A 24,519-nucleotide genomic window follows, 5' to 3' on the forward strand; every position below is an offset into this window, starting at 1 on the left:
AATCTCTTCAAAGAATCACCTAGTCGACGTTGGTAATAAGTATTTCGGTTTGCTTCTTTCTCGACCCAGCAAATCCTCCTACGTTGCGAGTCACCTTAAATTTAAGAAGTTTCCAACGCCGCGGTAGCAAATCAAGCGGAATGGAATCATTGTAGGTTAGTGCAATATGAGCGCCTCGTTTGTCAGCTAGCTTTAGCCCATTGAGAAGATCCACAAGATCGTCTCGGCCAAAGGACTTCTTCCCATACTCAACAAAGGTCCTTTCTGTGGAAGTGAAGTAAGGAGGGTCTGCATAGATAAATGATCGCTCCGCTACATCGCCGATCGTTTTCCTAAAATCCTGATGCCGTAATCTCGCTCGATTAAGCGCGGCTGAGCACGATTGCAGAAGTTCGAGCGGAGGATTTGCGCCCATCTCAGTGCCACCAAAGGGCACATTAAACTCGCCGCTCAAATTTGTGCGCCAGAGGCCGTTGAAACAATTTCGATTCAGATAAATGAAGAGGACAGCGGACTCCAATCCGTACGGTAGGAGTTTATTGAATCGCTTCCGCGAGTAATAATATTGTTCGGCATCTCGTCGCATACGAGATAGCCTTCGATGAACAAGCGTGGGCTCGTCCCGTACCCAGCGGAGCGCATTAATCAAGTGACCGTTAAGATCTGCGAGAAGGGCCGATTTTGGTTCTAGAAAGAAAAAGAGCGCCGCTGAGCCAGCGAACGGTTCAATGTATTCACGCTCACAATCCCGATAAGCCTTTGTAAGCGAGGAAAGCGATTGACGCTTACTCCCCGCCCAACGAAGGAAGCTGGGGCCGTGCGAGCTCTTTTCGTTTGGTGTAGTCACTGATGAACCTGGCGGGCCTAAGCTGGCTCGATGTTGTCATTTTTTGAGCCCAGAGGGTAGACGCTACCGCCAGTTCACAACAGCCAGTTACAAGCGCCCGCGCGGGGTTAGAACGGGCCGGGTTTGATCCAACAACGGAGAAACCCAATCCCTGTATTGAAGTCCCTATCCTTCACCGCCATGCTCGAGACCGCCAACGATCCGGTCCATATGCGGCGGCCAAAATTCATCGAGAAGCTGGACGAGCAGAAGCTCGTCTTGGCCGACGCCGGCGACATCCGGACTGTCCAAAGGAGTGCCGAAGTCGACGGCATCAAGCAAGCAGTGGTTTGAAAGCTAACAGGCAGATGATGGGAAGGTGTAACCAGCATGTAACCGCGTTGCGCCGCGGGGCTCGGACCACCTTCGGTATGGCTGAGCGGAAAACTCCCGATTGCACGGGACTGCATCCCCGTACCATCCAGGCCAATTCCCGATTGTAGGGAAAGTGGTGCCGCCTATAGGATTCGAACCTACGACCCCCTCATTACGAATGAGGTGCTCTACCAGCTGAGCTAAGGCGGCGAAACGCGAGATCGGTATCCGCACCTGATACTGGCCGGAGCCCCGCTTTGCAACATCGGCTGCGTCCGCGAGGCGCTTTTCTGGCCCGTCGATCAGATTCGGCGCCGAGAATGCCAGCCAGTTCCTAATCAACTGACAAGACGGGACAAAAAGCCCTTCCAGCCGCCGGGTTGTGCCGGTTCCGGCCGGACCGGATCGTCGAATTCCTCATGGACCACCTCATCGGCGACGCCCGGATCATCCGGCGCCCGGACGATGGGAATCACAGCCGGAATTCGCGACCCGTCGGCCTTTTCGATGTCGCGCCGCGGGCGAAACACCGGCGGCGGGACATTGACGGCCACTGACGGAGCAACGGGAGCCGGCGTGACCGGAGCCGGCGGCACGGCCGACTCAACGACAGGAGGCGGCGCGACGACAGGAGCCGGGTCATTGTCCTGCAATGCCGCGGGCGGTGGCGCCGGCAACGGTGTCACCGGGCTCGCCTCCAAGGGCGGCGGCAAGGCAGGTTCGTCTTCGATTTCGGCGTCGAGCACCGGCGCTTTCTCGGGAGGGAGAGCCGCGACCGGCGTGAGCCACTGAAACGCATCGAGGCGTCCGGTCACCGGCGACACCGGCCGCCAGCGCTCCGAGACATAGCCGTCGGCGGTCCATGCCGGATCCAGCGCGGCGCGAACCGCACGCAGCATCCAGCTTCGCGCGTTGCCGCCGTCGCCATGCTCGGCGCGTTCGAGTTCTGCCATCAGAATGGCAACCCGCTGCGTCGGTGCGTCGGTGAAAGGCACCAGCACCTCGCGGGCGCGGGCAAACTCCCCGGCGTCGATCGCGGCGCGCGCCACCGCAAGCGCGCCTTCAATATGTCCCGGCACCTTGGCCGCGAGCTTCTCGACACGCCCCAGCCGGTTCAGCGCGGAATCGCCGAGGCGCACATGCGCGTAGGCATCGGCAAGGTCAGGGTGCGGCTGCGCGGCCCATGCCGCTTCGACAACCTGCATGGCGCGGCGGGTCTGGTTGGACTCGCTGAGAAACTTGGCGGCGAGCGTGGCGGCAGGCACCAGCGTCGGCGCGAGCTTCACCGCCTCCATCACGCTGGTCCGCGCGCGGTCGCGATCCGACGTTTCGAGATCAAGCGCGCGCGCGGTGAGCAATACGCCGCGCTGGCGCTTGTAGGGCGCGGGATCGATCAATCCCGCTGCCAGATTGTTTTCGAGAATCGCCAGCGCGCCGTCCCAGTCGCCCTTGCTGCACCGAAACCCAAGCACCGCATGCGACGCCCAAGCCGACGCCGGCGCGGTCTTCAACGCTTCCTCGGCCAGCGCCACCGCTGTGTAAGGATCGTCGCGGCGCTGCGCTTCGACGAACAATCCGCGCAGACCGAGCAGCCGCGTATCCTTGCGTTCCGCCATGGCATGAAACGCGCGCTGCGCGCCGTCGCGGTCGCCGTCGAGCTGCGCGGACTGCGCGTGCAGCAGCATCGCCAGCGGATCCTGATGCGCCAGCCGCTTTGCGACATCGGCATGGCGGCGCGCCGCGAAATGGTCGCCGGTGCCGATCGCAAGCAGGCCTTGGGTGATGGCATCCCGTCCGCGCGCCTGACGGCGCTCGCGCCGCAGACGGCGCAGCCGCTCGGGTGCGCGCAGGAAACTGCGGATGATGGCCCAGATCAGCATCGCCGCAACCACGATGAGCGCCAGCGCCAGCACAAGCACCGGCAACGAGGTGTCGATGCGCCACACACTCCACGACAGCGTGACGTCGCCGGTCTGATCGGCAATCACGGCAGCGCCGAGGGCGACGACGCCGACCAGAAACAGAAACAGAACCATCCGGATCATGAAATTTCCTATCGCGCCGGTTTGGAAAGCGCGGCCATCGTATCCGCCGCGAACTGCCGTGACGCCGCCAGCGCAGCCTCGCGCGCATCCACCTTCGCGATCCACGCCTGCACCAGTGCGCGATCGGGCGCCGGCAATTGCATCAGTTCACGCTTCGCCTCGGCGACATCGTCGCGCTGCGCGGCGGACGTGATGCGCGCAAGGATGGCGGCGTTGCCGCTGGCGGCGGCATCGGTGCGCTGAACCCGCACCAGCTTGGCCGCGCTTTGCTGCAGCCGCTCGACCATGCCGGACGGCGCGGGTTGCGCTTCAGGCTTCGGCGTAAGCTTCGGCAGCAGTGTCAGCAGTTCGCGGCTCAGCGCACCCGCTGTGGGAACGCCGGTTGCAGCGAAGGCGTCGAGCGGCTTGAGCACATCGGTATCACCACCGGCGGATCGCGCGGCCGCAAGCGCCGCCGCATACGGCTCGCCCTGACGCACGGCGGAATCGAGCGCCGTCGCCGACGCCATGCGGCGCACATTCGGATCTTCCAACGGAACTGGCGGCACGGGCGGCGGCGCGGCAGCCGCAGCGCTCAGCGCTGCAGTCGTACGTTCGATCTTGCCGAGGCGTTCCTCGAGCGCCGATGTATCGCCCGCGGGTGCGGGCTGCGAAATCACCGCTTGCGGCGATGCGGATTTGATCTCGTTGAGCGCGGCCACGACTTTCTCGCCCTGTCCGCGCGCAGCGGCGACATCGTTGCGCAGCGAGGTGAGTGATTTTTCAACCGCATCGAGCCGCGTCACGATGGCGGGATCGGCAACCGGGCGCGGCGCGGGAATAGGCTTCGCGGCGTCGGTTTCGATTTTCGCGATTCGCGCGCCGAGCGCATCGACATCATTCTTGCTGACAACGTCCGCCACCGGCTGCGCTGGCGTTCCGGGCCAATCCGCGAGCTTCGCTGCGCCGAGCACCAGCGCCGCAGCGGCCGCCCCGGTCAGGGCTGAGATCAATATCGACGAGGTTCGCGATGACGCTTTTGCTACGGGAGATGGCTCCGGATGATCCGAAGTGGAGGCCTCTGACGGAGGCGCATCGGATGCAGTCGCGCCGGGTGCAGCAGCATCGGACGCGGGCGCGCTGTCGGAAACATTCGAGGCAGTCAGTTCGATGGTCGGCGGTGGCCGCTTGGCGGCATCGCCGCCTGGCGGGATGCCGGCCTTGTCTTGCTTGTCGTCGTCCATCGGGAACTCACTCCTGTCGCATCGAGACGAACTCTAGCAGATTCTGCGAGCGCCGCTCACGCCCTGACGCTCAGATAATGACTCGCGCGTTAACCGGGCGACGCTTTGACCGTCCTGTCCACCACATCGAATATGGCGTTCTCGTCCGGCGTACGCGCCGCAGCCACCTGCATCGCTCCGGCCTCGCGCAAAACGCCCGCCACTGTCTCGGAGATGCAGCATTGCGGCAAAGCCAAGGCAGAAATCTCCACGCCATCCGCTCGTGCCGCATCGAGATAGGCCCGCGCGCTGCGGCGGGAGTAATGCAGCACCGCCTCGATGCTGCCTGCGCGAAACGCATCGCTGACGGCATGTGAAAAGCCCGCCACCGGAATCATCCGGTAGGCCGTGCGCGTCACCACCGTGAAGCCGCGCGCGCCCAGTTCTCCGCCGAGGTCCCGCGTCAGATCGGCGCCCGCGAGATAGCACAGCTTAGCCTTCTTCTTCAGTTTGCCCGCTGTCGCGCTTTCGATCACCCGGTCGCGCAGCGATACCGCGTCGCCATCCGCGATCGTGATGTTGGTAAAACCCGCGTCACGCGCGACCTGCGCGGTATATCCGCCCACCGCGAACACCGGCAGCAGGATCAGCCGCGGGCGCACGGGATGATGTTCGATGGCGCGAACCGCGTTGGCGCTGCTCAGCACGACCGCATCAAAAGCGGTTTCGTCATCGTCATCAAACGCGACCGCCTCAAACCGCAGCATCGGCGACAGCAGCACGCCGTACCCCCGCGCCCGCAGGGCCGCAGCGGTTTTCTCGTTGTCGGGCGCCGGGCGCGTCACAAGAATGGCCATTTATGAAGCTCCACGCATCTCAAGCAAGGATAGCCCGCCTGACGATTTCACGTTATGAACCCCTTCAATGACGCCCGATTGGCGGATGACGCGCCGGCTCAAGGGAAACGCCGGATCGGCGGCGAACGCAAGGACTGAAATTGGCAAGCAAGCTGGTGCTGGGAATCGAGACCACCTGCGACGAAACCGCGGCCGCCGTGGTCGAGCGGCAGCGCGACGGGTCGGGGCGGATTCTGTCCAACATCGTGCGCTCGCAGATTGACGAGCACGCGCCGTTCGGCGGCGTGGTGCCCGAGATCGCCGCGCGCGCCCATGTCGACATGCTCGACGGGATCGTCCGCGCCGCGATGAAGGACGCCGGGCTCAAGTTCGGCGACCTCAGCGGCGTTGCAGCAGCGGCCGGTCCCGGACTGATCGGCGGCGTCATCGTCGGCCTCACCACGGCGAAGGCCATCGCCATGGTGCACGACACGCCGCTGATCGCGGTCAATCATCTTGAAGCGCACGCGCTGACTCCGCGCCTTACGGTCGCGCTGGCATTTCCCTACTGCCTGTTCCTCGCGTCGGGCGGCCACACCCAGATCGTCGCCGTGCTTGGCGTCGGAAAATATGTCCGGCTCGGCACCACGCTCGACGATGCCATGGGCGAAGCGTTCGACAAGGTCGCGAAGATGCTGGACCTGCCCTATCCCGGCGGGCCGCAGGTCGAGCGCGCCGCGGCACATGGCAATCCCGAGCGTTTCGTGTTTCCGCGTCCGATGATGGGACGGCCCGATGCGAATTTCTCGCTGTCCGGATTGAAGACGGCGGTGCGCAACGAGGCCACGCGCCTGATGCCGTTCGAGCCGCAGGACGTCGCCGATCTCTGCGCCGGATTCCAGGCCGCGGTGCTGGATCTCACGGCGGACCGGATCAGCGTCGGGCTGCGGCTGTTTCAGGAAAAATTTGGTCCGCCGCGCGCACTTGTTGCCGCTGGCGGCGTCGCCTCCAATCTCGCAATACGCAGCGCATTGCATGACATCGCGGGACGCGCGCAGACCATGCTGATCATTCCGCCGCCGGCGCTCTGCACCGACAATGGCGCGATGATCGCGTGGGCCGGTGCGGAACGCCTCGCGCTGAAGATGGTCGACAACATGGAGACCGCGCCGCGCGCGCGCTGGCGGCTCGATGAAACCGCATCGACGCCTGTGAAGTTCGCCAACACCCGTGCGAGGCACTAGGCATGATCCCGAAAAGTGGACACCGGTTTTCGGACAAGATCATGCCTTTCAGAAATCAAGCATGATTGTACACCAGAGCATTTCCGTTGTCGGCGCAGGCGCATGGGGTACGGCGCTTGCCAACGCCACAGCACGCGCCGGACGCGATGTCGTTCTCTATGCGCGCGACAGAGTAGCTGCGGAGCAGATTGCGCAGACGCGCGAGAATCCGAAACTGCCCGGCATTCAACTCACGAAGGGGATCGCCGTCACCAGCGATCTCGCGCAGGCCGGCAAGGCCGATGCGGTGCTGCTGGTCACGCCCGCGCAGAGCCTGCGGCAGGCGGCGATCGCACTCGCGCCGCATCTGGCTCCGGGCACCCCCGTCATCGTCTGCGCCAAGGGCATCGAGCGCGGCACGCATCAGTTCATGACGCAGATCGTCGCGGAGGTTGCTCCGAATGCCGTCCCCGCGATTCTGTCGGGGCCGAGTTTCGATGTCGACGTGGCGCGCGGCCTGCCAACCGCCGTCACGCTCGCGACAGCCGATGAGACGGTTGCGAAAGCGCTGGTGCATGCGCTCGGCTCGGCGACATTCCGCCCCTATCACTCGACCGACGTGCGCGGCGTCGAAATCGGCGGCGCGGCCAAGAACGTGCTGGCGATTGCCGCCGGCATCGTCTCGGGCCGAAAGCTCGGCGCGTCGGCGCTGGCGGCACTGACCACGCGCGGCTTCGCGGAACTGATGCGGCTTGGGCTGGCCTGCGGCGCAAAGGCCGAAACCATCGCCGGATTGTCAGGCCTCGGCGATCTGTTGCTGTCCTGTTCGAGTCCTCAATCGCGCAACTTTTCTCACGGCATTGCGCTCGGGCGCGGCGAGACGCCGGCGCGCGGCAAACTTGTCGAAGGCGAATTTACCGCGCCGGTGCTGATTGAACTCGCTACTGAGAAGAATATTGAAATGCCGGTGGCCAATGCGGTGGCGGCGATTCTCGGCGACGCACTGACCATCGACGAGGCGATCGAAACGCTGCTGACGCGGCCGTTCCGGGCCGAAGGATAACATATCAACTGGCATGGCCGGGCTTGTCCCGGCCATCCCGATTGGATTGGCACTGCGCTCTCCTGATCGGGATCACCGGGACAAGCCCGGTGATGACAAAATCAAGACCACAGGATGTGAGACGATGGCGTACTGGCTTGTAAAATCAGAACCCTCCACCTGGTCGTGGGACCAGCAGGTCGCGAAAGGCGCCAAGGGCGAAGCCTGGACCGGCGTGCGCAACCACACCGCCAAGCTCAACATGATGAAGATGAAAAAGGGCGACCGCGCCTTCTATTATCATTCCAACGAGGGCAAGGAGATCGTCGGCATCGTCGAGATCATCCGCGAGCAATATCCCGATCCGACCGACAAGGCCGGCAAGTTCGTCTGCGTCGACATCGCTGCCGACAAGCCATTGAAGAAGCCGGTCACGCTGGAAACCATCAAGGCCGAAGCCAAGCTCGCCGAGATGGATCTGGTGAAATATTCGCGATTGTCGGTGCAGAGCGTGAAACCGGATGAGTGGAAACTGATCTGCAAGCTGGGCGGAGTGTGAACGCGCCCGTCATCACCGACAAGGACGCGTTCATCCGCGCCAACACCCGACTGCGCGCGGTGCCGCTGACGCCGGAGATTTCGCTGTTTGTGGCGGATGAGGCCGTGCCGTTGTGGCACAAGACCGAAGAGGAAATCGGCGAGGCCGGATTGCCGCCTCCGTTCTGGGCCTTTGCCTGGGCCGGCGGTCAGGCGCTGGCACGTCATATTCTCGACAATGCATATTTGGTGCGCGGCAAGACGGTGCTTGATCTCGCCAGCGGATCAGGCCTTGTCGGCATAGCCGCCATGAAGGCCGGGGCAGCCTGCGTCACCGTCGCTGACATCGATGCGTTTGCCTGTGCTGCCGCGGCGCTGAACGCCGCGCAGAACGACGTTGCGCTGACGACATGCGAGAGCGATCTGCTCGCGGGACGGCATCCGAACCGCTGGGATGTCATCCTGGCCGGCGATATTTTCTATGAGCGCAACACGGCGCAGCGGGCATTCGATTTTCTTCACGGCCACGCGGCGCGCGGCGCCACCGTCCTGATTGGCGATCCGGGGCGCAGTTACCTGCCCCGCGACAAACTGCGCCGGCTCGCCGACTACAGTGTCCCGGTCACCCGCGACCTCGAGGATGCCGAAATCAAGCAAACCGCGGTGTGGGGCTTGCTCCAGCCCACGTAAATGCGGCTTCAAGCCCCTTGAAATGCCTCGGAAAGTCCGGGTCCGACAAAAGTCCTAGTTGCCGTGGCTTGTCGCTGCTGTATGCAAAAGCGCATAATATGAAAAACAAGAAAAAACCCGCGCGCATGTTGCGCCGCGGACGATCTGCGTGGAGGGAGAGAGGAAGTCATGTCCGATAAAATTTACGACGTATCCGCGGAATGGGCGAAGCGCGCCTTTATCGACGATGCCAAATACCGCGAGATGTACGCGCGTTCGGTCAAAGACCCCAACGGCTTCTGGGCCGATGAAGCCTCCCGCCGCCTCGGCTGGATCAAGCCCTTCACCAAGGTCGAGAACGCCTCGTTCGCGCCGGGCAATATCTCGATCAAGTGGTTCGAGGACGGCGTGCTGAACGCCGCATGGAATTGCATCGACCGCCATCTCGAAACACGCGGCGACCAGACCGCGATCATCTGGGAAGGCGACGATCCGTCCGAGTCGAAAAAGATCACCTATCGCGAGCTGCATGACGAAGTCTGCAGGATGGCGAACATCCTGCGGCTGCGAAATGTCGCCAAGGGCGACCGCGTCACCATCTATCTGCCGATGATTCCGGAAGCGGCCTACGCGATGCTGGCTTGCGCGCGGATCGGCGCCATCCATTCCGTCGTGTTCGGCGGCTTCTCGCCGGATTCACTTGCGCAGCGCATCACCGACTGCAAATCAAAAGTGATCATCACCGCCGACGAGGGCCTGCGCGGCGGCAAGAAGGTGCCGCTGAAAGCCAACGTCGATGCGGCGATTGCCAAGATCGGCACCGCCAGCGTCGATCATGTCATTGTCGTACGCCGCACTGGCGGCGCGATCGACATGAACCCGGTGCGCGATGTCTGGCACCACGAAGCCGCAGCCATGGTCACGAGCGAGTGTCCCGTCGAGCCGATGAACGCGGAAGATCCGCTGTTCATTCTCTACACGTCGGGTTCGACCGGCCAGCCCAAGGGCGTGCTGCACACCACCGGCGGCTACCTCGCCTTCGCGTCGATGACGCATCAGTACGTGTTCGACTATCACGACGGCGACATCTACTGGTGCACCGCCGACGTCGGCTGGGTCACCGGCCACAGCTACATTCTCTACGGGCCGCTCGCCAACGGTGCGACCACGCTGATGTTCGAAGGCGTGCCGAATTATCCGGACAACTCGCGGTTCTGGAACGTCGTCGACAAGCACAAGGTCAACATCTTCTACACCGCACCCACCGCGATCCGCGCGCTGATGCAGTCCGGTGACGATCCGGTGAAGAAGACGTCGCGTGCGTCGTTGCGCCTGCTCGGCTCGGTCGGCGAACCGATCAATCCGGAAGCGTGGGAATGGTACCACCGCGTGGTCGGCGACGGCCGCTGCCCGATCGTCGATACCTGGTGGCAGACCGAGACCGGCGGCATTCTGATTACGCCGCTGCCGGGCGCGATCGCACAGAAGCCCGGCTCGGCCACCAAGCCGTTCTTCGGCGTGGTGCCGGAAATCGTCGATGCCGACGGCAAGGTTCTCGACGGCGAGGCGCAGGGCAATCTCTGCATCGGCAAATCGTGGCCAGGCCAGATGCGCACGGTTTACGGCGACCATGCGCGGTTCGAGCAGACCTACTTCTCGACTTACAAGAACAAGTACTTCACCGGCGACGGCTGCCGCCGCGACGCCGACGGCTACTACTGGATCACCGGCCGCGTCGACGACGTCATCAACGTGTCCGGTCACCGGATGGGCACGGCGGAAGTCGAAAGCTCGCTGGTGGCGCATGACGCGGTGTCGGAAGCCGCCGTGGTCGGTTACCCGCACGACATCAAGGGTCAAGGCATCTATGCCTACGTGACGCTGATGAAGGGTGTCGAGCCGACCGAGACGCTGCGCAATGAGCTGGTGGCGTGGGTGCGCAAGGACATCGGCCCGATCGCCTCGCCGGATCTCATTCAGTTCGCGCCCGGCCTGCCGAAAACCCGCTCGGGCAAGATCATGCGCCGCATCCTGCGCAAGATCGCGGAAGACGAATCCGGCTCGCTCGGCGACACTTCGACGCTGGCCGATCCAATGGTCGTTGACGATCTGGTGCACAACCGGCAGAACAAGAAGACCGCCTGAAGTATTCGGACTGCGGGTTTCTGCCTGGGGGTATCCATGCGAGCGCGCTTCAATGGTCTGATTGTTGCGATACTGATCGCCATGCTTGGCGTGGCGATCAGTTTGAACAAATCCGAGGCGGCAAATCTCGGCGAAGCCTGCGGCGGCGCAGCCAACATCACCTGCAATTCGGCCCTTTGGTGCCAGAAGACGACAGGTGGTCAATGCAAGACCGCCGACGCGGCGGGCCAATGCGACAAAGCGCCGGCCTTCTGCATGCAGATCCACCGACCGGTTTGCGGCTGCAACGGCAAAACCTACGCAAATGATTGCGAGCGGCAGAAGGCCCGGGTTCAGCTGGACTACGTCGGCGCGTGCCCGAAAGAGCCGAAGGCAAAAGAGCCTAAAGCGGTGACGCCGAAGTCAAAGACGCCGAAGAGCGGAAAACAACAATAATCACGCCCGGAGATACCGGCATGGACCGCAGGACTTTTCTCACCAGCGCGGCGTCGCTCGCGCTTGGCGCCACAGCGGCCCACGCGCAGCACGCCCAGCATCAGCATGCGCCGCTGCCGCAGGCTCCACCGTCCGCCGAACCCTTCACCGGCCTTCGCACCAACGCGCCGCATCACATTTCGCCGGATGAGAAAGCGCAGCGCGTCACAGAAAGTCCTGCGCCGCAGGGTACGCCGGGCCGCTGGGTGACCCGCGCAGCATTGCCGTTGCCCCGCAGCGAAATGGCATGGGCGACCGAATGGGCGGGGCGTGCGCATATCGTCGGCGGCTACGGGGAGGGCCGGGTCGATCGCACCTATCATCACATTTACGATCCGGCCAAGGACGTCTGGTTCGACGGCGCGCCGTTGCCGCGCGGGGCCAACCATGTTGCCGTCGCTGCCGATGCGGGACGTGTCTACGCGCTGGGCGGCTTCATCGAACAGAACCGCAATCCCGATCAGAATGCCTATGCCTATGACGTCGCGGCTAATCGCTGGGACAAGATCGCGCCGCTGCCGCGACCGCGCGGCGCAGGCGCTGCCGTGGTGCTGAACGGCCGCGTTCACCTGATCGGCGGCGCATCGGAGCCGACCATGGAACGCGCGAGCGTCGGCTGGCACGAGGTCTACGATCCGAAGACCGACAAATGGGCGACGCTGAAAGCGCTGCCCGGCGCGCGCGACCATGTCGGCTGCGTCGCGCACAACGGAATCATTCACATCATCGGCGGACGCTTCAACACCTTCGAATACAACACCGAATTGCATCATGTGTATGTGTCCGAGCGCGACACCTGGGAGACGCGCGCGGCGCTGCCGACCACCCGCTCCGGCCACGGACTCGTGGTGTACCGCGACCGGCTGTTCGCGATGGGCGGCGAGTCCGGCGTGATCCGCAACGGACAGATCACGCAAGGCAAGGTGTTCGGCCAGATGGAGAGCTACGATCCCGCGTCGGACCGCTGGCAAAGCCACGCGCCGATGCCGACGCCCCGTCACGCCGTGGGCGCGGTAACCATCGGCGACTGGATCTATGTCGCCGGCGGCGGCGCCGTGACCGGCGGCGCGGTGCAATCGGCCGTGCATGAGGCGTTCACGCTCGGCTAATCGCAAGCCGCGCTCACAAAAATGTCACCCGTCCCGGGCCGTTTGAGCCCGGGTGTTGTTTTCCGGGCATTTACTTTGACGCCGGAATTTTCTTTCTAAGGGCACACGCAATCGGCCTTTTGCATCCGAAGATAAGGGGCTGTTGAAGCCTCTGTTATAGGCTGGCGGGTGCACGAACATAAGCCGACCGGTTCCGCGGCCGTGTGCCTCGCGATGGAGACTGGAGACAATGATGCTGCGTAAATTGACGATGGCGCTGGCGGCCGCAATGGCGATTGGATTTTCCGGTTCGGCAGCACTGGCTGCGCCGTCCGAAGTTGCTTCTCCCAACGGCTATCCGCCGGGCACCATCGTGGTGAAGACCAACGAGCGCAAACTGTATCTCGTGCTCGGCGAAGGCCGCGCGTTGCGTTATCCGGTCGGCGTCGGCAAGGCCGGCAAGCAATGGTCCGGCGCGACCCGCATCGACGGAAAATACCGCCAGCCGGCATGGTCGCCGCCTGCGGACGTGAAGCGCGACAATCCGAACATTCCTGACGTCATTCCCGGCGGTGCGCCATCCAATCCAATGGGTGTCGCCGCGATGACCCTCGAAGGCGGCGAATACGCCATTCACGGCACCAACCGCCCCAACTCCGTCGGCGGCTATGTCTCTTACGGCTGCGTACGGATGTACAACCAGGATATCAGCGACCTGTTCGAGCGCGTCGAGGTCGGCACGCCGGTGATCGTCACCTCGCGCTGATTGTCTCGACATCTTCTGGCAAGCAAAAAGCCGCGTCATGACGCGGCTTTTTTATTCCATCTTCATCGCATTGCCGCCGTGCACCAGCCGCTGCGCCTGCCGCCCTGATACGACCGCACGTGGCCCGAGGCGAGTAATGCTGCTGAAACGCTCGGCGTGCGCCGCGTGGCGGCATCCGCAACCACCCGCCCGTTATATTTGTCGGGACCGATGTTGAAGATCGCGACATCGCCGCCCGCGAGCAAGGCACGCAGCGCCTCGTGTGACGCTTCGGCCATCCGGAATTCTTCCGCGCACGCGCCCTTCATCTCCGGCGCATCGATGCCGCGCAGCCGCACCCGCGTCATCATCTCAAGACCCGGCCACAAATGAACCCGCGCCTCGAACGTGTCGCCATCGATCACACGTACGACCTCGACGGAATGGCGCACGTCAGCATGGCCGTCACGGCTCCATGGCGCAGGACCGGCAGGCGACGCCGGATTTGCCGCAGACAGGATCGAGGGCGCGGCGGACGGTCCGCTCCATGGCAAGCGGTCCCGTCCCGGGATCACGGTTCCAGCCGCTATGCCGGCGACGAAAATCAGGCCAAGCATCCAAGGCGGTGAGCCGTGAACCGGAAACCGTGACGTTTGACGATAAAGAAGCCGATCTAGGAACATATGCCTAGAATAGGACCAAAACTAGCTCGGCGGCAAGAACGATCAGGATCATCCGTAGTCGTACGTAAGACTAGAAGTCGGAACACAATCCCTTGTGTTCCCAGTCCCCGTAACGGGTCGGCTCCAGCCCCTTGGGGCCCTGAACCTCTTTCGCGCCCTTGGCATTGTCCTGAGCGGCGTTGCGCCGCGCTTCGGCTTCGGCCAGTGCCCGCTGCGCCTGCGGCGACAGCGGCTTGCGCCCGGCAACGGCATCGACAGGGTTGGAATGAGACGGGTCATGGTTCATGGCTGACACTCCCGGGTGGTCAGAGCCGAAATTCAAATCTAGATAGACCGGGCCCGCGATCAAGGCCCGTGGTGCACGCCGTATCACGCAGCCGGATGGTTGTATGTGAAGCGGCTTACATTTCCCGAGATGTTTTAGACAAGACGATTCACACACGACACAATTCTTACATTTGGCATATTCCCGTGCCACGTAGTCACCTCATCGCGACGTCCGTCGCGTTTGTCCCGCCAGCGAATGTTTTTTCCGCATGAAGCCTTCGAGATTTGTCCCGCCCACCGAGGTGCCCGGCCTCGCAGCGCGCAGGATCGCGGCCGATATTCTCGATGGCGTGCTGCACAAGCACCGCATGCTGGACGATCAGCTCGATGGCGTCGGCGCTCATCCCGGATTGAAGACACTCGCCGATCGCGATCGCGCGCTGATGCGCCGGCTGGTCGCGACCATCCTGCGGCGATTGGGCACGCTCGGCCATGTGCTGTCGCGGCTGCTCGACCGCGGGATCCCAAGCGACGCACCGCGCGCACAAAGCGCGCTGCTGATCGGCGCCGCGCAGATTCTGTGGATGGAGGTTCCCGATCACGCCGCGGTCGATCTGTCGGTGCGCCTTGTGCAAGCGGATCGCCGGGCCGCGAAATACGCCGGCCTCGTCAATGCGGTGCTGCGGCGCTGCGCGCGCGAAGGCCAGCCGTTGATCGACGAGGTCAAGTCGCAGATGCTCGATCTGCCGCCGTGGCTGACGGCGCGCTGGATCGCGACTTACGGCGAAGACACAGCGCGCGCGATGGCCGCCGCCATCAGCGTCGAACCGGCGCTGGACCTGACCGTCAAATCCGATCCGGGCGGCTGGGCGACGCGCCTGCATGGCGAGGCGCTAGCGACCGGCACGGTGCGAACGCTGCTGCATGGATCGGTGACCATGCTTCCCGGTTTCAACGAAGGCGAGTGGTGGGTGCAGGATGCAGCCGCCGCGATGCCGGCCCGGCTGTTCGGGGACATCAAAGACAAGACCATCGCCGATCTGTGCGCCGCGCCGGGCGGCAAGACGGCGCAACTCGTCCATGCCGGCGCGCGGGTGACTGCTGTCGACCGCTCGCCGAACCGGATTGCGCGGCTGCGCGAGAATCTGGCGCGGCTGTCGCTAGAGGCCGATACCGCCGTCGCGGACGCCACCGAATGGCAGCCGCCTGGCGAATTGTTCGATGGCATACTGATCGATGCGCCATGCGCCGCGACCGGCACGATCCGTCGGCATCCCGACGTTGCCTGGCTGAAACAGGAATCGGACATCGGCGCGCTCGCCGCGGTACAAAAGCGCCTGCTGCAGAAGGCGGTCACGCTGCTGAAGCCCGGCGGCACCCTGGTCTATTGCACCTGTTCGCTGGAACCGGAGGAAGGCGAGCAAGCTGTTGCGAGCGTCCTTGCCGCCGAATCAGGCCTGCGGCGCGCACCTGTCGGCCGGGATGAGGTTTCTGGGCTGGACGAGATTCTCACGTCCGAGGGCGACATCCGCACCTTGCCTTCGCATCTCGCCCATGGTGATTCGCGCTTGGGCGGCCTCGACGGCTTTTACGCGACGCGCCTCATCAAATCCTGACTTCAAGTGCCGTTCTGGCACGCAAGTGATTCGCGGCGAGCGGTCAACCGTCGCGTCCGTCATGCGCGTGCCAATGAATGCCCTTTAGGTGTGCCTGATCGGTGTCCTTGGGGGTGCCTGCGGGCATTTTTCGGATTACAACAGTGCGCGGAGATTCCCTCACAGTGCGGCGCGTTGGCGTCCCGCGTGGGTTTCGGGGGAGGAATGCTCCGGTTTAATGGGGAACGATCACGTTCGGCGGCGGGGAATAACCGATTCCGCCAGCGTGATCCAGGACAGGGCGCACGTGGCGGTCGCTTACCGACGACGCATCTCGTCTCTTCTGCTGGGCCGCGCGGCGCGGAACGTACTCGCACGCGCCAGCGGGCAGTCGGTTGCGCTGTCGCGCTTCTGGCCGGGCCGCACCGACCGGCTGCTGATTGCCCCGAACGATCTCCGCACCGTCGACGCGACGCGCGCGTCGGAGATCTATGCCGGGCGTTTCGTTTTCGCCGGCAAGATCGTCACCTCACATGGTCGCTCGATTTTTGAACTCGATCCGCCGTCGGAAGACTGGGAAGCCAACCTGCTCGGCTTCGGCTGGCTGCGCCATCTGCGCGCGGCGGATTCCGCCATCACCCGCGCCAACGCACGCTCGCTGATCGACGACTGGATTTCAAAACCGATCCGCAAGCGCGGCACCGGCTGGCGTGCCGACGTGCTGGCGCGGCGCGTGGTCTCGCTGCTGTCGCAGGCGCCGCTGGTGCTGAACGACGCCGACGGAAAATTCTACCGGCGCTTCCTGCGCAGCCTGACCCGCGAGATTCGCTATCTGCGCTATACGATGGTCGATATTCCCGATGGTGTGCCGCGCCTGCAGGTGCTGATCGCGCTGTGCTATGCATCGCTCTGTCTGGCCAATCAGGCCAAGCATATCCGCACGGCGTCGCGCAAACTCTCCGACGAATTGCAACGGCAGCTGCTTCCCGACGGCGGGCATATTTCGCGCAATCCGGGCGCGCTGATCGAACTGCTGCCCGATCTTTTGCCGCTGCGTCAGACCTTCACGGCCCGCAACATCGCGCCGCCGCCGGCGCTGTTGAACGCGATCGACCGCATGATGCCGATGCTGCGGTTCTTCCGCCATGGCGACGGCAGTTTCGCGCTGTTCAACGGCATGAGCAGCGCGCCGTCGGGCCTGCTCGCAACATTGCTCGCCTATGACGACACCCACGGCATCCCGATGTCGAACATGCCGCATTCGGGTTTTCAGCGCCTCGACGCCGGCACCACCGCCGTCATCATGGATACCGGCGCGCCACCGCCGCCGGCGGTGAGCCGCGACGCCCATGCCGGCTGCCTGTCGTTCGAACTGTCGTCCGGCACCAGCCGCATCGTGGTCAATTGCGGGATACCTTCCACCGGCCGCGACAACTGGCGCGCCTTTGCGCGCTCGACCGCAGCGCATTCGACCCTGATCTGTCACGAAACCTCATCGTGCCAGTTCATCGAGTTGCCTGCCATGAAGCGAATGCTGCAGGGCGCGCCCATCGTCAGCGGACCGTCCAATGTCGGCGTGTTTCGCGAGGTCGCCAACGACAGCATTCAGTTGACCGCGAGCCACGACGCCTATGCGCGGCAGTTCGGCGTCGTGCATCAGCGCAGCCTGACGCTCTCGTCCGACGGCGCCCGGCTCGACGGCGAAGACACGTTGCTGAATGCATCCGGCGCCTCGTCGCGCAGCAGGCCCGACGACTACGTGCTGCGGTTTCATCTGCATCCGTCGGTGAAAGCCAGCCGCCTCACCGACGCGCGCGGCGTGATGCTGGTGCTGCCCAACCGCGACGTCTGGACGTTCGAAGCCCTCAACGACAAGGTTGATCTGGAAGATAGCGTGTTTCTGGCAGGCTCCGACGGGCCGCGCCGGACCGCCCAGATCGTGATCCGACAAAACCGGAAGGACTCGCCGAGCGTGCGCTGGAGCTTCACCCGCTCGTCTGCGTCAGCGACCGTGACCAATGCCCGCCGCGACGCCCGCCGCGAGCCGGAATTGCCGCTTTAAACCACTGAATATTGTCCTGTTTCAATTGCCCTCAAAAAAGGGGGCTTTTGGTGAACTGGGCCGTTTTGCCGGGCGGAAAACCATGCTACCCGGCGGCATCTATCGAACCAGGACCCTTTCTCATGGCTGACCACCCGCGCCGCGTCACGCGCGCACTCCTCTCCGTTTCCGATAAATCCGGCCTGATCGAATTCGCCCGCGCGCTTTCGAACAGCGGCATCGAACTGGTCTCCACCGGCGGCACCGCCAAGGCCATTGCCGAGGCGGGCCTCAAGGTCCGCGACGTGTCGGACCTCACCGGATTTCCCGAGATGATGGACGGGCGGGTCAAGACCCTGCATCCGAACGTGCACGGCGGACTGCTGGCGATCCGGGACAATGCCGATCACGCGCGCAGCATGAAGGATCACGGCATTGCGCCGATCGACCTTCTGGTGGTCAATCTTTATCCGTTCGAAGCCACCGTGGACAAAGGCGCGTCCGAGGACGACTGCATCGAGAACATCGATATCGGCGGTCCGGCGATGATCCGCGCCGCGGCGAAAAACCATCACGATGTCGCCGTCGTGGTCGAGGCGTCCGACTATCAGGCGGTGCTGGACGAGCTTGCTGCCAACAAGGGCGCGACCACGCTCACCCTGCGCAAAAAACTTGCGCAAAAAGCCTACGCTCGCACCGCGGCTTATGACGCGGCAATCTCGAACTGGTTCGCCGATCAGCTGAAGATCGACGCGCCCGACTTCCGCGCCTTCGGCGGCAAGCTGATTCAGGCGCTGCGCTACGGCGAGAACCCGCATCAGGGAGCGTCGTTTTACAAAACCCCCGATCGCCGTCCCGGCGTCGCCACCGCGCGCCAGCTGCAGGGCAAGGAACTGTCCTACAACAACATCAACGACACCGATGCAGCTTATGAATGCATCGCGGAGTTCGATGCGAAACGCACCGCCGCCTGTGTCATCGTCAAGCACGCCAATCCGTGCGGCGTCGCCGAGGGCGTTGACCTCGCCAGCGCCTATCGCAAGGCACTGGCTTGCGATTCGACATCAGCCTACGGCGGGATCATCGCGTTCAACCGCACACTCGATGCCGATGCGGCGAACGCCGTCGCCGGAATCTTCACCGAAGTCATCATCGCGCCGGACGCCACCGAAGAAGCCATCGCCATCATCGGCAAGCGCAAGAACCTGCGCCTGCTGCTGGCCGGCGGCCTGCCCGATCCGCGCGCGGCAGGTCTCATGACAAAGACAGTGGCCGGCGGCCTTCTGGTGCAGACGCGCGACAACGCCGTGGTCGATGACATGACCTTCAAGACCGTCACCAAGCGTGCGCCGACCGACGCCGAGCTGAACGATCTGCGCTTTGCCTTCCGCGTCGCCAAGCACGTGAAGTCGAACACCATCATCTATGCCAAGGATCTCGCCACCGTCGGCATCGGCGCCGGCCAGATGAGCCGGGTCGATTCGGCGCGCATCGCCGCGCGCAAGGCCGAGGACGCCGCGAAGGAATTGGGACTTGCCGCACCAATGACCAGGGGTTCGGTGGTAGCGTCCGATGCGTTCTTCCCGTTCGCGGACGGTCTGCTGGTGGCGATCGAGGCCGGCGCGACGGCAGTGGTTCAGCCCGGCGGCTCGATGCGCGACAATGAGGTGATCGAGGCGGCCGATGCTCACGGCATCGCCATGGTGTTCACCGGCACGCGGCACTTCAAGCACTGACGAGAGAGCGCGTGCGGTTACGCCCGCACGCGCGACAGCAGCAGAAGCCCCGCCGAGAAGAACACCACCAGCACGGCCATGCCGGCCTTCTGGCTCATGGTCACGGCGGTCACGATGCTGACCACCAGCGGCGCCATGAATGACGTCACCTTGCCGGATAGCGCGAACAGCCCGAAGAACTGCGTGATGCGGTCCTTCGGTGCGAGGCGAATGAGCAGCGTGCGCGACGCCGCCTGCATCGGTCCCGCGGCCATCCCGATCAGGACACCGAGCGCCAGATAGACCTGCTCGGCCGGCGATCCGAACAATTTGCCCGGCATCGGCGGCGCCACCTTGAACACGAAGAACAACGTGTCGCGGTCGATCGACAGGATCACCGCGCAGGCGAGCAGCAGGATGGACATGCTGCCCGCGATCACGGTCTTCGGGCCGAGCCGATCATCGAGCTTGCCGCCGAGCCATGCCCCGATGGCTCCGGAGAACGCCAGCAGGATACCGAACGTGCCGATCTGAAGGGTCTGCCAGCCGAAGGTGCCCGCGGCGTAGATGCCGCCAAACGCGAACAGCGCCACCAGCGCGTCCATGTAGACCATGTTGGCGATCAGGAATGTCAGCATCACCGGCTTGCCCGGCAGGGTCGACAGCGTTTCGCGCAATTCGCGCAGGCCTTCGCGCACCGCGCCAAGCGCAGGCGTCTTCGCCGCGCGATCGGGCGTGAACAGAAACATCGGCAGCACAAAGATGATGAACCAGAGTCCGCTCAGCGGCCCGGTGATGCGGTCGCCCTCGTGCGTTGCCGGATCGAGGCCGAACAGCGGTGTGAGACCGAACAGCGTGCGGCCGGTGTCGCCGCTCGCCGCGAGAAAGCCGAGCACAAGAACGAGACTGAGAATGCCGCCGACATATCCGGTGGCCCAACCCGTTCCCGACAGCCGTCCGATCCGCTCCGGCGGCACCAGCGTCGGCATCATCGCATTGTTGAACACGGTGGCGAATTCGATGCCGATGGTCGCAAGGCCGAACGCGATCAACAGCGGCAGAATGACGGAGGAATCGCCCGGCTTGCCGATCCACATGATCGACGCTCCGATCACGAACAGCGCGCCGAACGCAGCGATCCACGGCTTGCGGCGGCCGCCTGCATCGGCGATCGCACCCAGCACCGGCGACATGATGGCGATCACAAGTCCCGCCGCCGCGGTGGCGAATCCCCACATTGCCTGTCCGCTGGCAGGATTCGCCGCCACATGGGTCGCGAAATAAGGCGCGAACACAAATGTCGTGATCAGACTGAAGTATGGCTGCGCCGCCCAGTCGAACAGAATCCAGCCGAAAACGGCCGAGCGCGGCGGATAGGTCGGCGCCGACACGTTTGCGTGACTGTCATGCGCCGGAACAACTTGAGACATGATCGAAATTCCTGCCGAATCAACGCGGACATTGTCCCTCGTTGCCGCAAAACCATATAGTGCGGCGGTTCAATTGCTATCGCGTTTTTACCCAGACATGGGTTGCCGGAGGAAGTCATGGCCCCGATTACCAAGCGCCGCGCGCTCGCTTTCGTTCTCGGCGTCTTCGGCCTGCTGTTCGCTCCGGCCTTCGCGCAGGATTCGCGGCATGGATATTATGCGCCGCCTGCGCTCGATACGGTTCGTCCGGTCGCTGCGAAAAACGGCATGGTCGTCGCGCAGGAGCGGGTCGCTGCAGAGATCGGCCGCGACATTCTGGCGCGCGGCGGCAATGCGATTGATGCGGCGGTCGCCACCGGATTCGCGATGGCCGTGACCTATCCGCGCGCCGGCAATCTCGGCGGCGGCGGATTCATGGTGATCCATCTGGCGGCGAGCAACGAAGCCGTCGCCATCGACTATCGCGAAAGCGCACCGGCCGCCGCCACGCGCGACATGTTTCTCGGCGACGACGGCAAACCCGATACAAAGAAATCCCGCGATCAGGCGCTCGGCATCGGCGTGCCCGGCACAGTCGCGGGATTGGCGCTGGCGCTGGAAAAATACGGCTCGGGGAAATTCAAACTCGCGGATCTGATCACGCCTGCGATTGCGCTCGCGCGCGACGGCTTCGTAATCGCCGACGATACAGCGGACACGCTGCCGGACTGGCATCGGCGGCTGGCGAAATGGCCATCGAGCCGGAAGATCTTTTCACGCGCCGACGGCACATCGCTGCAGCCCGGCGATAGCTTGATTCAAAGTGATCTGGCCACCACGCTGGAAACGATTTCCGCGCAAGGCGTGAGGGGCTTCTACGACGGTGCTGTCGCCGAAAAGCTCGCCGCCGGAATCCAGGCTGCGGGCGGCATCATCACCCGCGACGATCTCAGGGCCTATCAAGCGGTCATCCGTGCGCCGGTGCGCGGCACCTATCGCGGTTTCGAGATCGTATCGATGCCGCTGCCGTCCTCGGGCGGCACCGTGCTGATCGAGACGCTGAACATTCTCGAGGGCTACAAGCTGCGCGAGATGGGCGCTGGATCGGTAGATGCGCTCCACGTGTCGATTGAAGCGATGAAGCGCGCCTATGGCGATCGTGCGCGCTACCTCGGCGATCCGGCCTTCGTCAACGCGCCGATGCAGCAACTCCTCGCGAAGGACTACGCCGCGAAGCAGCGCGCCACCATCGACATGACCAAGGCGACACCGTGGAGCGAGACGACGCTGGTTTCGCCGCGCGAAGGCAGCAACACCACTCATTATTCGGTGGTGGATTCATCCGGCAACGCGGTCAGCAACACCTACACGCTGAACTTCAGCTACGGCCTCGGCCTCGTCGCGGACGGCACCGGCGTGCTGCTCAACAACGAGATGGACGATTTCACGGCGGCCCCCGGCGCATCGAACGCCTACGGCCTCGTCGGTTTCGAGGCCAATCTGCCCGGTCCCGGCAAGCGCCCGCTGTCCTCGATGTCGCCGACCATCGTGCTGAAAGATGGCAAGCCTGTTCTGGTGACGGGCTCGCCCGGCGGCAGCCGCATTATTTCGGCGGTGCTTCAGGTTGTCATCAATGCCATCGACTTCGACATGAATGTTGCTGCGGCGGTGTCGGCGCCGCGGCTGCATCATCAATGGCGGCCCGACGAGGTTCGCGTCGAGCATGGATTTTCCGAAGCAACACTGACCGCGCTGCGCGAACGCGGCCATCGCATTATCGCGCCGCTGGGGCAGACCTCAGTCAATTCCATCGCGGTCACGCCCGACGGCTTGCTCGGCGCCGCCGATCCCCGCACACGCGGCGCAGAGGCCTCCGGATACTAGCGGTCGCTGCGGCGCCCGCATTTGCCTGATGACGCGCCGGTGATTGGCGTAGACAATGGTCCGAAGCCGGCCGGCAGCAATCCAGCGAGGAGAAGGCACCATGACAACGCTTAAGGGCAAGACGCTGTTCATTACCGGCGGCAGCCGCGGCATCGGACTTGCGATCGCACTGCGGGCTGCGCGCGACGGAGCCAACATCGCCATCGCCGCGAAAACCACCACGCCACAGCCGAAACTCGAAGGCACGATCTATACTGCCGCGGAGGCGATCAAGGCGGCTGGCGGCAAGGCGCTGCCGCTGATCTGCGACATCCGTGACGAAGCACAAGTGCTCTCAGCCGTCGAAATGACCGTCGCGGAATTCGGCGGCATCGATATCTGCATCAACAATGCCAGCGCCATCAGCCTGACGGACTCCCAGCGAACCGAAATGAAACGCTTCGACCTGATGATGGGCATCAATACGCGCGGCACTTTCATGGTGTCGAAATACTGCATCCCGCACCTGACGAAGGCGGCGAATCCGCACATCTTGATGCTGTCTCCGCCGCTCGACATGAAGGCGAAATGGTTCGAGCATTCGACGGCCTACACGATGGCGAAGTTCGGCATGAGCATGTGCGTGCTCGGCCTCTCGGGTGAACTGCGCCGCGCAGGCGTGGCGGTGAACGCGCTGTGGCCGCGCACGCCGATCGCTACCGCTGCCGTCGGTAACTTGCTGGGCGGCGAGGCCGTGGTCCGTGCCAGCCGAAAGCCGGAGATTCTGGCCGACGCCGCGCATGTGATTTTCAACAAACCCTCGCGCGAGTTCACCGGACAGTTCTGCATCGACGACAAGGTCCTGTTCGATGCCGGCGTCCACGATTTCGAGCCTTATCGCGTCGATCCGTCGGTGCCGTTGCTGTCGGATTTTTTCGTTCCGGACGACGACGTGCCGCCGCCGGGCGTCAAGGTGATGGCGATGCCTTCACTGGGCGCCATGCAGCACTAGCAGTCAGAATTCGTCTTAGCGACCGACCTGATACGGCCCGCCCTTTTCCAGCGCACGCTGATACGCCGGGCGCGCGTGGATCCGCTGCAGGAAGGCCCAGGCTTTGGGGTAGCTTTCATCAAGGCCTGCGCGGGCCGACGCGGCTTCCAAAGGAAAACTCATCTGGATGTCGGCGGCGGTGAGATCGTTGCCCGCGAACCATTCGCTCTTGTTGAGCTCGCCTTCCCAGTACGAGATGTGCTGCTTGAGCTGCGGGTTCACCAGTGTCGTCAGCATCTTGCCGAACACCGGCATGAGCAGCGGCCGCAACAGCGCCGGCGCACGCTTCGGCGCCAGCGTGAACAGCAGCTTCTGAACCAGCAACGGCATCGCCGAGCCTTCGGCATAATGCAGCCAGTAGGTGTAGCGCAGCCGCTCCGGCGTTTTCGGCGGCGGGATCAGGCGGCCGTTGCCGTAGGTGTCGATGATGTACTCAACGATGGCGCCGGATTCCGCGATGGTGTTGCCGTTGTCGGTGATGACCGGCGACTTGCCCAGCGGATGGATCGCGCGCAGTTCTTTCGGCGCCAGCATCGACGGCTGCCGCTGATAGCGCACGATTTCATAGGGCACCCCGAGTTCTTCCAGCAGCCAGAGTACGCGCTGCGAGCGGGAATTGTTGAGATGATGAACTGTGAGCATGGCGACCGCTCCTGTGCGACGTCGATGGACATCTCACTGGTGCCAG

Annotated in this window: 22 protein-coding genes and 1 tRNA gene; 14 read left to right on the forward strand and 9 right to left on the reverse strand. The window is 63.8% G+C overall.

Features of this window, described 5'->3' with window-relative positions:
* Positions 1-19: 19 nt before the first annotated feature.
* Positions 20-847 carry a DNA adenine methylase gene (locus YH63_RS22000; protein WP_083992612.1) on the reverse strand — a complete coding sequence of 276 codons (828 nt, stop codon included), beginning with the start codon at positions 845-847 and terminating at the stop codon, positions 20-22.
* 156 nt (positions 848-1,003) lie between these two features.
* On the opposite strand from YH63_RS22000, the gene YH63_RS21595 reads away from it, so the two are divergent.
* Positions 1,004-1,180, forward strand: coding sequence for a hypothetical protein (locus YH63_RS21595; protein ID WP_170978638.1), 177 nt, complete (start codon positions 1,004-1,006; stop codon positions 1,178-1,180).
* Positions 1,181-1,335: 155 nt separating this feature from the next.
* Here the strand turns inward: YH63_RS21595 and YH63_RS07195 are convergent.
* The 4 genes from YH63_RS07195 to YH63_RS07210 form a co-directional block, all read right to left on the reverse strand.
* Positions 1,336-1,411 (reverse strand) — tRNA-Thr (locus YH63_RS07195).
* 128 nt (positions 1,412-1,539) lie between these two features.
* Positions 1,540-3,246: a heme biosynthesis protein HemY gene (locus YH63_RS07200; RefSeq protein WP_046828190.1), complete on the reverse strand. Its 1,707-nt coding sequence runs from the start codon at positions 3,244-3,246 to the stop codon at positions 1,540-1,542.
* 8 nt (positions 3,247-3,254) lie between these two features.
* Positions 3,255-4,469 (reverse strand): COG4223 family protein, encoded by a 1,215-nt coding sequence (locus tag YH63_RS07205; protein ID WP_046828189.1) that lies wholly within the window; start codon positions 4,467-4,469, stop codon positions 3,255-3,257.
* Between the two features lie 89 nt (positions 4,470-4,558).
* Positions 4,559-5,305 (reverse strand): uroporphyrinogen-III synthase, encoded by a 747-nt coding sequence (locus tag YH63_RS07210; protein ID WP_046828188.1) that lies wholly within the window; start codon positions 5,303-5,305, stop codon positions 4,559-4,561.
* 140 nt (positions 5,306-5,445) lie between these two features.
* Between YH63_RS07210 and tsaD the strand changes: the two genes are divergently transcribed.
* From tsaD to YH63_RS07250, 8 genes are all read left to right on the forward strand, one after another.
* The gene (gene tsaD, locus YH63_RS07215) at positions 5,446-6,528 is read left to right on the forward strand and encodes a tRNA (adenosine(37)-N6)-threonylcarbamoyltransferase complex transferase subunit TsaD (protein ID WP_046828187.1); all 1,083 of its coding nucleotides are present in this window, start codon (positions 5,446-5,448) and stop codon (positions 6,526-6,528) included.
* A gap of 61 nt (positions 6,529-6,589) precedes the next feature.
* Positions 6,590-7,570 carry an NAD(P)H-dependent glycerol-3-phosphate dehydrogenase gene (locus tag YH63_RS07220; protein ID WP_046828186.1) on the forward strand — a complete coding sequence of 327 codons (981 nt, stop codon included), beginning with the start codon at positions 6,590-6,592 and terminating at the stop codon, positions 7,568-7,570.
* A 124-nt stretch (positions 7,571-7,694) separates the two neighbouring features.
* Positions 7,695-8,108 (forward strand): EVE domain-containing protein, encoded by a 414-nt coding sequence (locus tag YH63_RS07225; RefSeq protein ID WP_046828185.1) that lies wholly within the window; start codon positions 7,695-7,697, stop codon positions 8,106-8,108.
* Positions 8,105-8,776 carry a class I SAM-dependent methyltransferase gene (locus YH63_RS07230; protein ID WP_046828184.1) on the forward strand — a complete coding sequence of 224 codons (672 nt, stop codon included), beginning with the start codon at positions 8,105-8,107 and terminating at the stop codon, positions 8,774-8,776. Before YH63_RS07225 ends, YH63_RS07230 begins: the two co-directional genes overlap by 4 nt.
* 168 nt (positions 8,777-8,944) lie before the next feature.
* Entirely contained in the window at positions 8,945-10,900 is a 1,956-nt protein-coding gene (gene acs / locus YH63_RS07235) for an acetate--CoA ligase (protein WP_046828183.1), read from the forward strand.
* A 36-nt stretch (positions 10,901-10,936) separates the two neighbouring features.
* A complete protein-coding gene (locus YH63_RS07240; protein WP_046828182.1) occupies positions 10,937-11,335 on the forward strand; it encodes a Kazal-type serine protease inhibitor family protein in 399 nt (132 codons plus the stop codon).
* Between the two features lie 20 nt (positions 11,336-11,355).
* Positions 11,356-12,483 (forward strand): Kelch repeat-containing protein, encoded by a 1,128-nt coding sequence (locus tag YH63_RS07245; protein WP_046828181.1) that lies wholly within the window; start codon positions 11,356-11,358, stop codon positions 12,481-12,483.
* Positions 12,484-12,715: 232 nt separating this feature from the next.
* A complete protein-coding gene (locus tag YH63_RS07250; RefSeq protein ID WP_046829693.1) occupies positions 12,716-13,228 on the forward strand; it encodes a L,D-transpeptidase in 513 nt (170 codons plus the stop codon).
* A 62-nt stretch (positions 13,229-13,290) separates the two neighbouring features.
* Here YH63_RS07250 and YH63_RS07255 read toward each other — a convergent pair whose 3' ends face one another.
* Together YH63_RS07255 and YH63_RS07260 are read right to left on the reverse strand one after the other, a co-directional pair.
* Positions 13,291-13,824 carry a thermonuclease family protein gene (locus YH63_RS07255; RefSeq protein WP_046828180.1) on the reverse strand — a complete coding sequence of 178 codons (534 nt, stop codon included), beginning with the start codon at positions 13,822-13,824 and terminating at the stop codon, positions 13,291-13,293.
* Positions 13,825-13,960: 136 nt separating this feature from the next.
* Positions 13,961-14,176, reverse strand: coding sequence for a DUF1674 domain-containing protein (locus YH63_RS07260; RefSeq protein ID WP_046828179.1), 216 nt, complete (start codon positions 14,174-14,176; stop codon positions 13,961-13,963).
* A 250-nt stretch (positions 14,177-14,426) separates the two neighbouring features.
* Between YH63_RS07260 and YH63_RS07265 the strand changes: the two genes are divergently transcribed.
* The 3 genes from YH63_RS07265 (at position 14,427) to purH (ending at position 19,529) form a co-directional block, all read left to right on the forward strand.
* Positions 14,427-15,773, forward strand: coding sequence for an RsmB/NOP family class I SAM-dependent RNA methyltransferase (locus YH63_RS07265; protein ID WP_046828178.1), 1,347 nt, complete (start codon positions 14,427-14,429; stop codon positions 15,771-15,773).
* Positions 15,774-16,059: 286 nt separating this feature from the next.
* Positions 16,060-17,814, forward strand: coding sequence for a heparinase II/III family protein (locus YH63_RS07270; RefSeq protein WP_046829692.1), 1,755 nt, complete (start codon positions 16,060-16,062; stop codon positions 17,812-17,814).
* A gap of 122 nt (positions 17,815-17,936) precedes the next feature.
* Positions 17,937-19,529: a bifunctional phosphoribosylaminoimidazolecarboxamide formyltransferase/IMP cyclohydrolase gene (purH, locus tag YH63_RS07275; protein WP_046828177.1), complete on the forward strand. Its 1,593-nt coding sequence runs from the start codon at positions 17,937-17,939 to the stop codon at positions 19,527-19,529.
* 17 nt (positions 19,530-19,546) lie between these two features.
* Here the strand turns inward: purH and YH63_RS07280 are convergent, their stop codons facing one another.
* Positions 19,547-20,938, reverse strand: a complete 1,392-nt coding sequence (locus YH63_RS07280; RefSeq protein ID WP_046828176.1) for an MFS transporter — start codon at positions 20,936-20,938, stop codon at positions 19,547-19,549.
* Positions 20,939-21,055: 117 nt separating this feature from the next.
* Between YH63_RS07280 and ggt the strand changes: the two genes are divergently transcribed.
* Positions 21,056-22,801, forward strand: coding sequence for a gamma-glutamyltransferase (gene ggt, locus YH63_RS07285; protein ID WP_046828175.1), 1,746 nt, complete (start codon positions 21,056-21,058; stop codon positions 22,799-22,801).
* A gap of 100 nt (positions 22,802-22,901) precedes the next feature.
* Positions 22,902-23,792: an SDR family oxidoreductase gene (locus tag YH63_RS07290; protein WP_046828174.1), complete on the forward strand. Its 891-nt coding sequence runs from the start codon at positions 22,902-22,904 to the stop codon at positions 23,790-23,792.
* Positions 23,793-23,807: 15 nt separating this feature from the next.
* Here YH63_RS07290 and YH63_RS07295 read toward each other — a convergent pair whose 3' ends face one another.
* Positions 23,808-24,473: a glutathione S-transferase family protein gene (locus tag YH63_RS07295; RefSeq protein WP_046828173.1), complete on the reverse strand. Its 666-nt coding sequence runs from the start codon at positions 24,471-24,473 to the stop codon at positions 23,808-23,810.
* Positions 24,474-24,519 lie beyond the last annotated feature (46 nt).

Source organism: Afipia massiliensis, from assembly GCF_001006325.2.
In the GTDB taxonomy this organism is placed as follows: Bacteria; Pseudomonadota; Alphaproteobacteria; order Rhizobiales; family Xanthobacteraceae; genus Afipia; species Afipia massiliensis_A.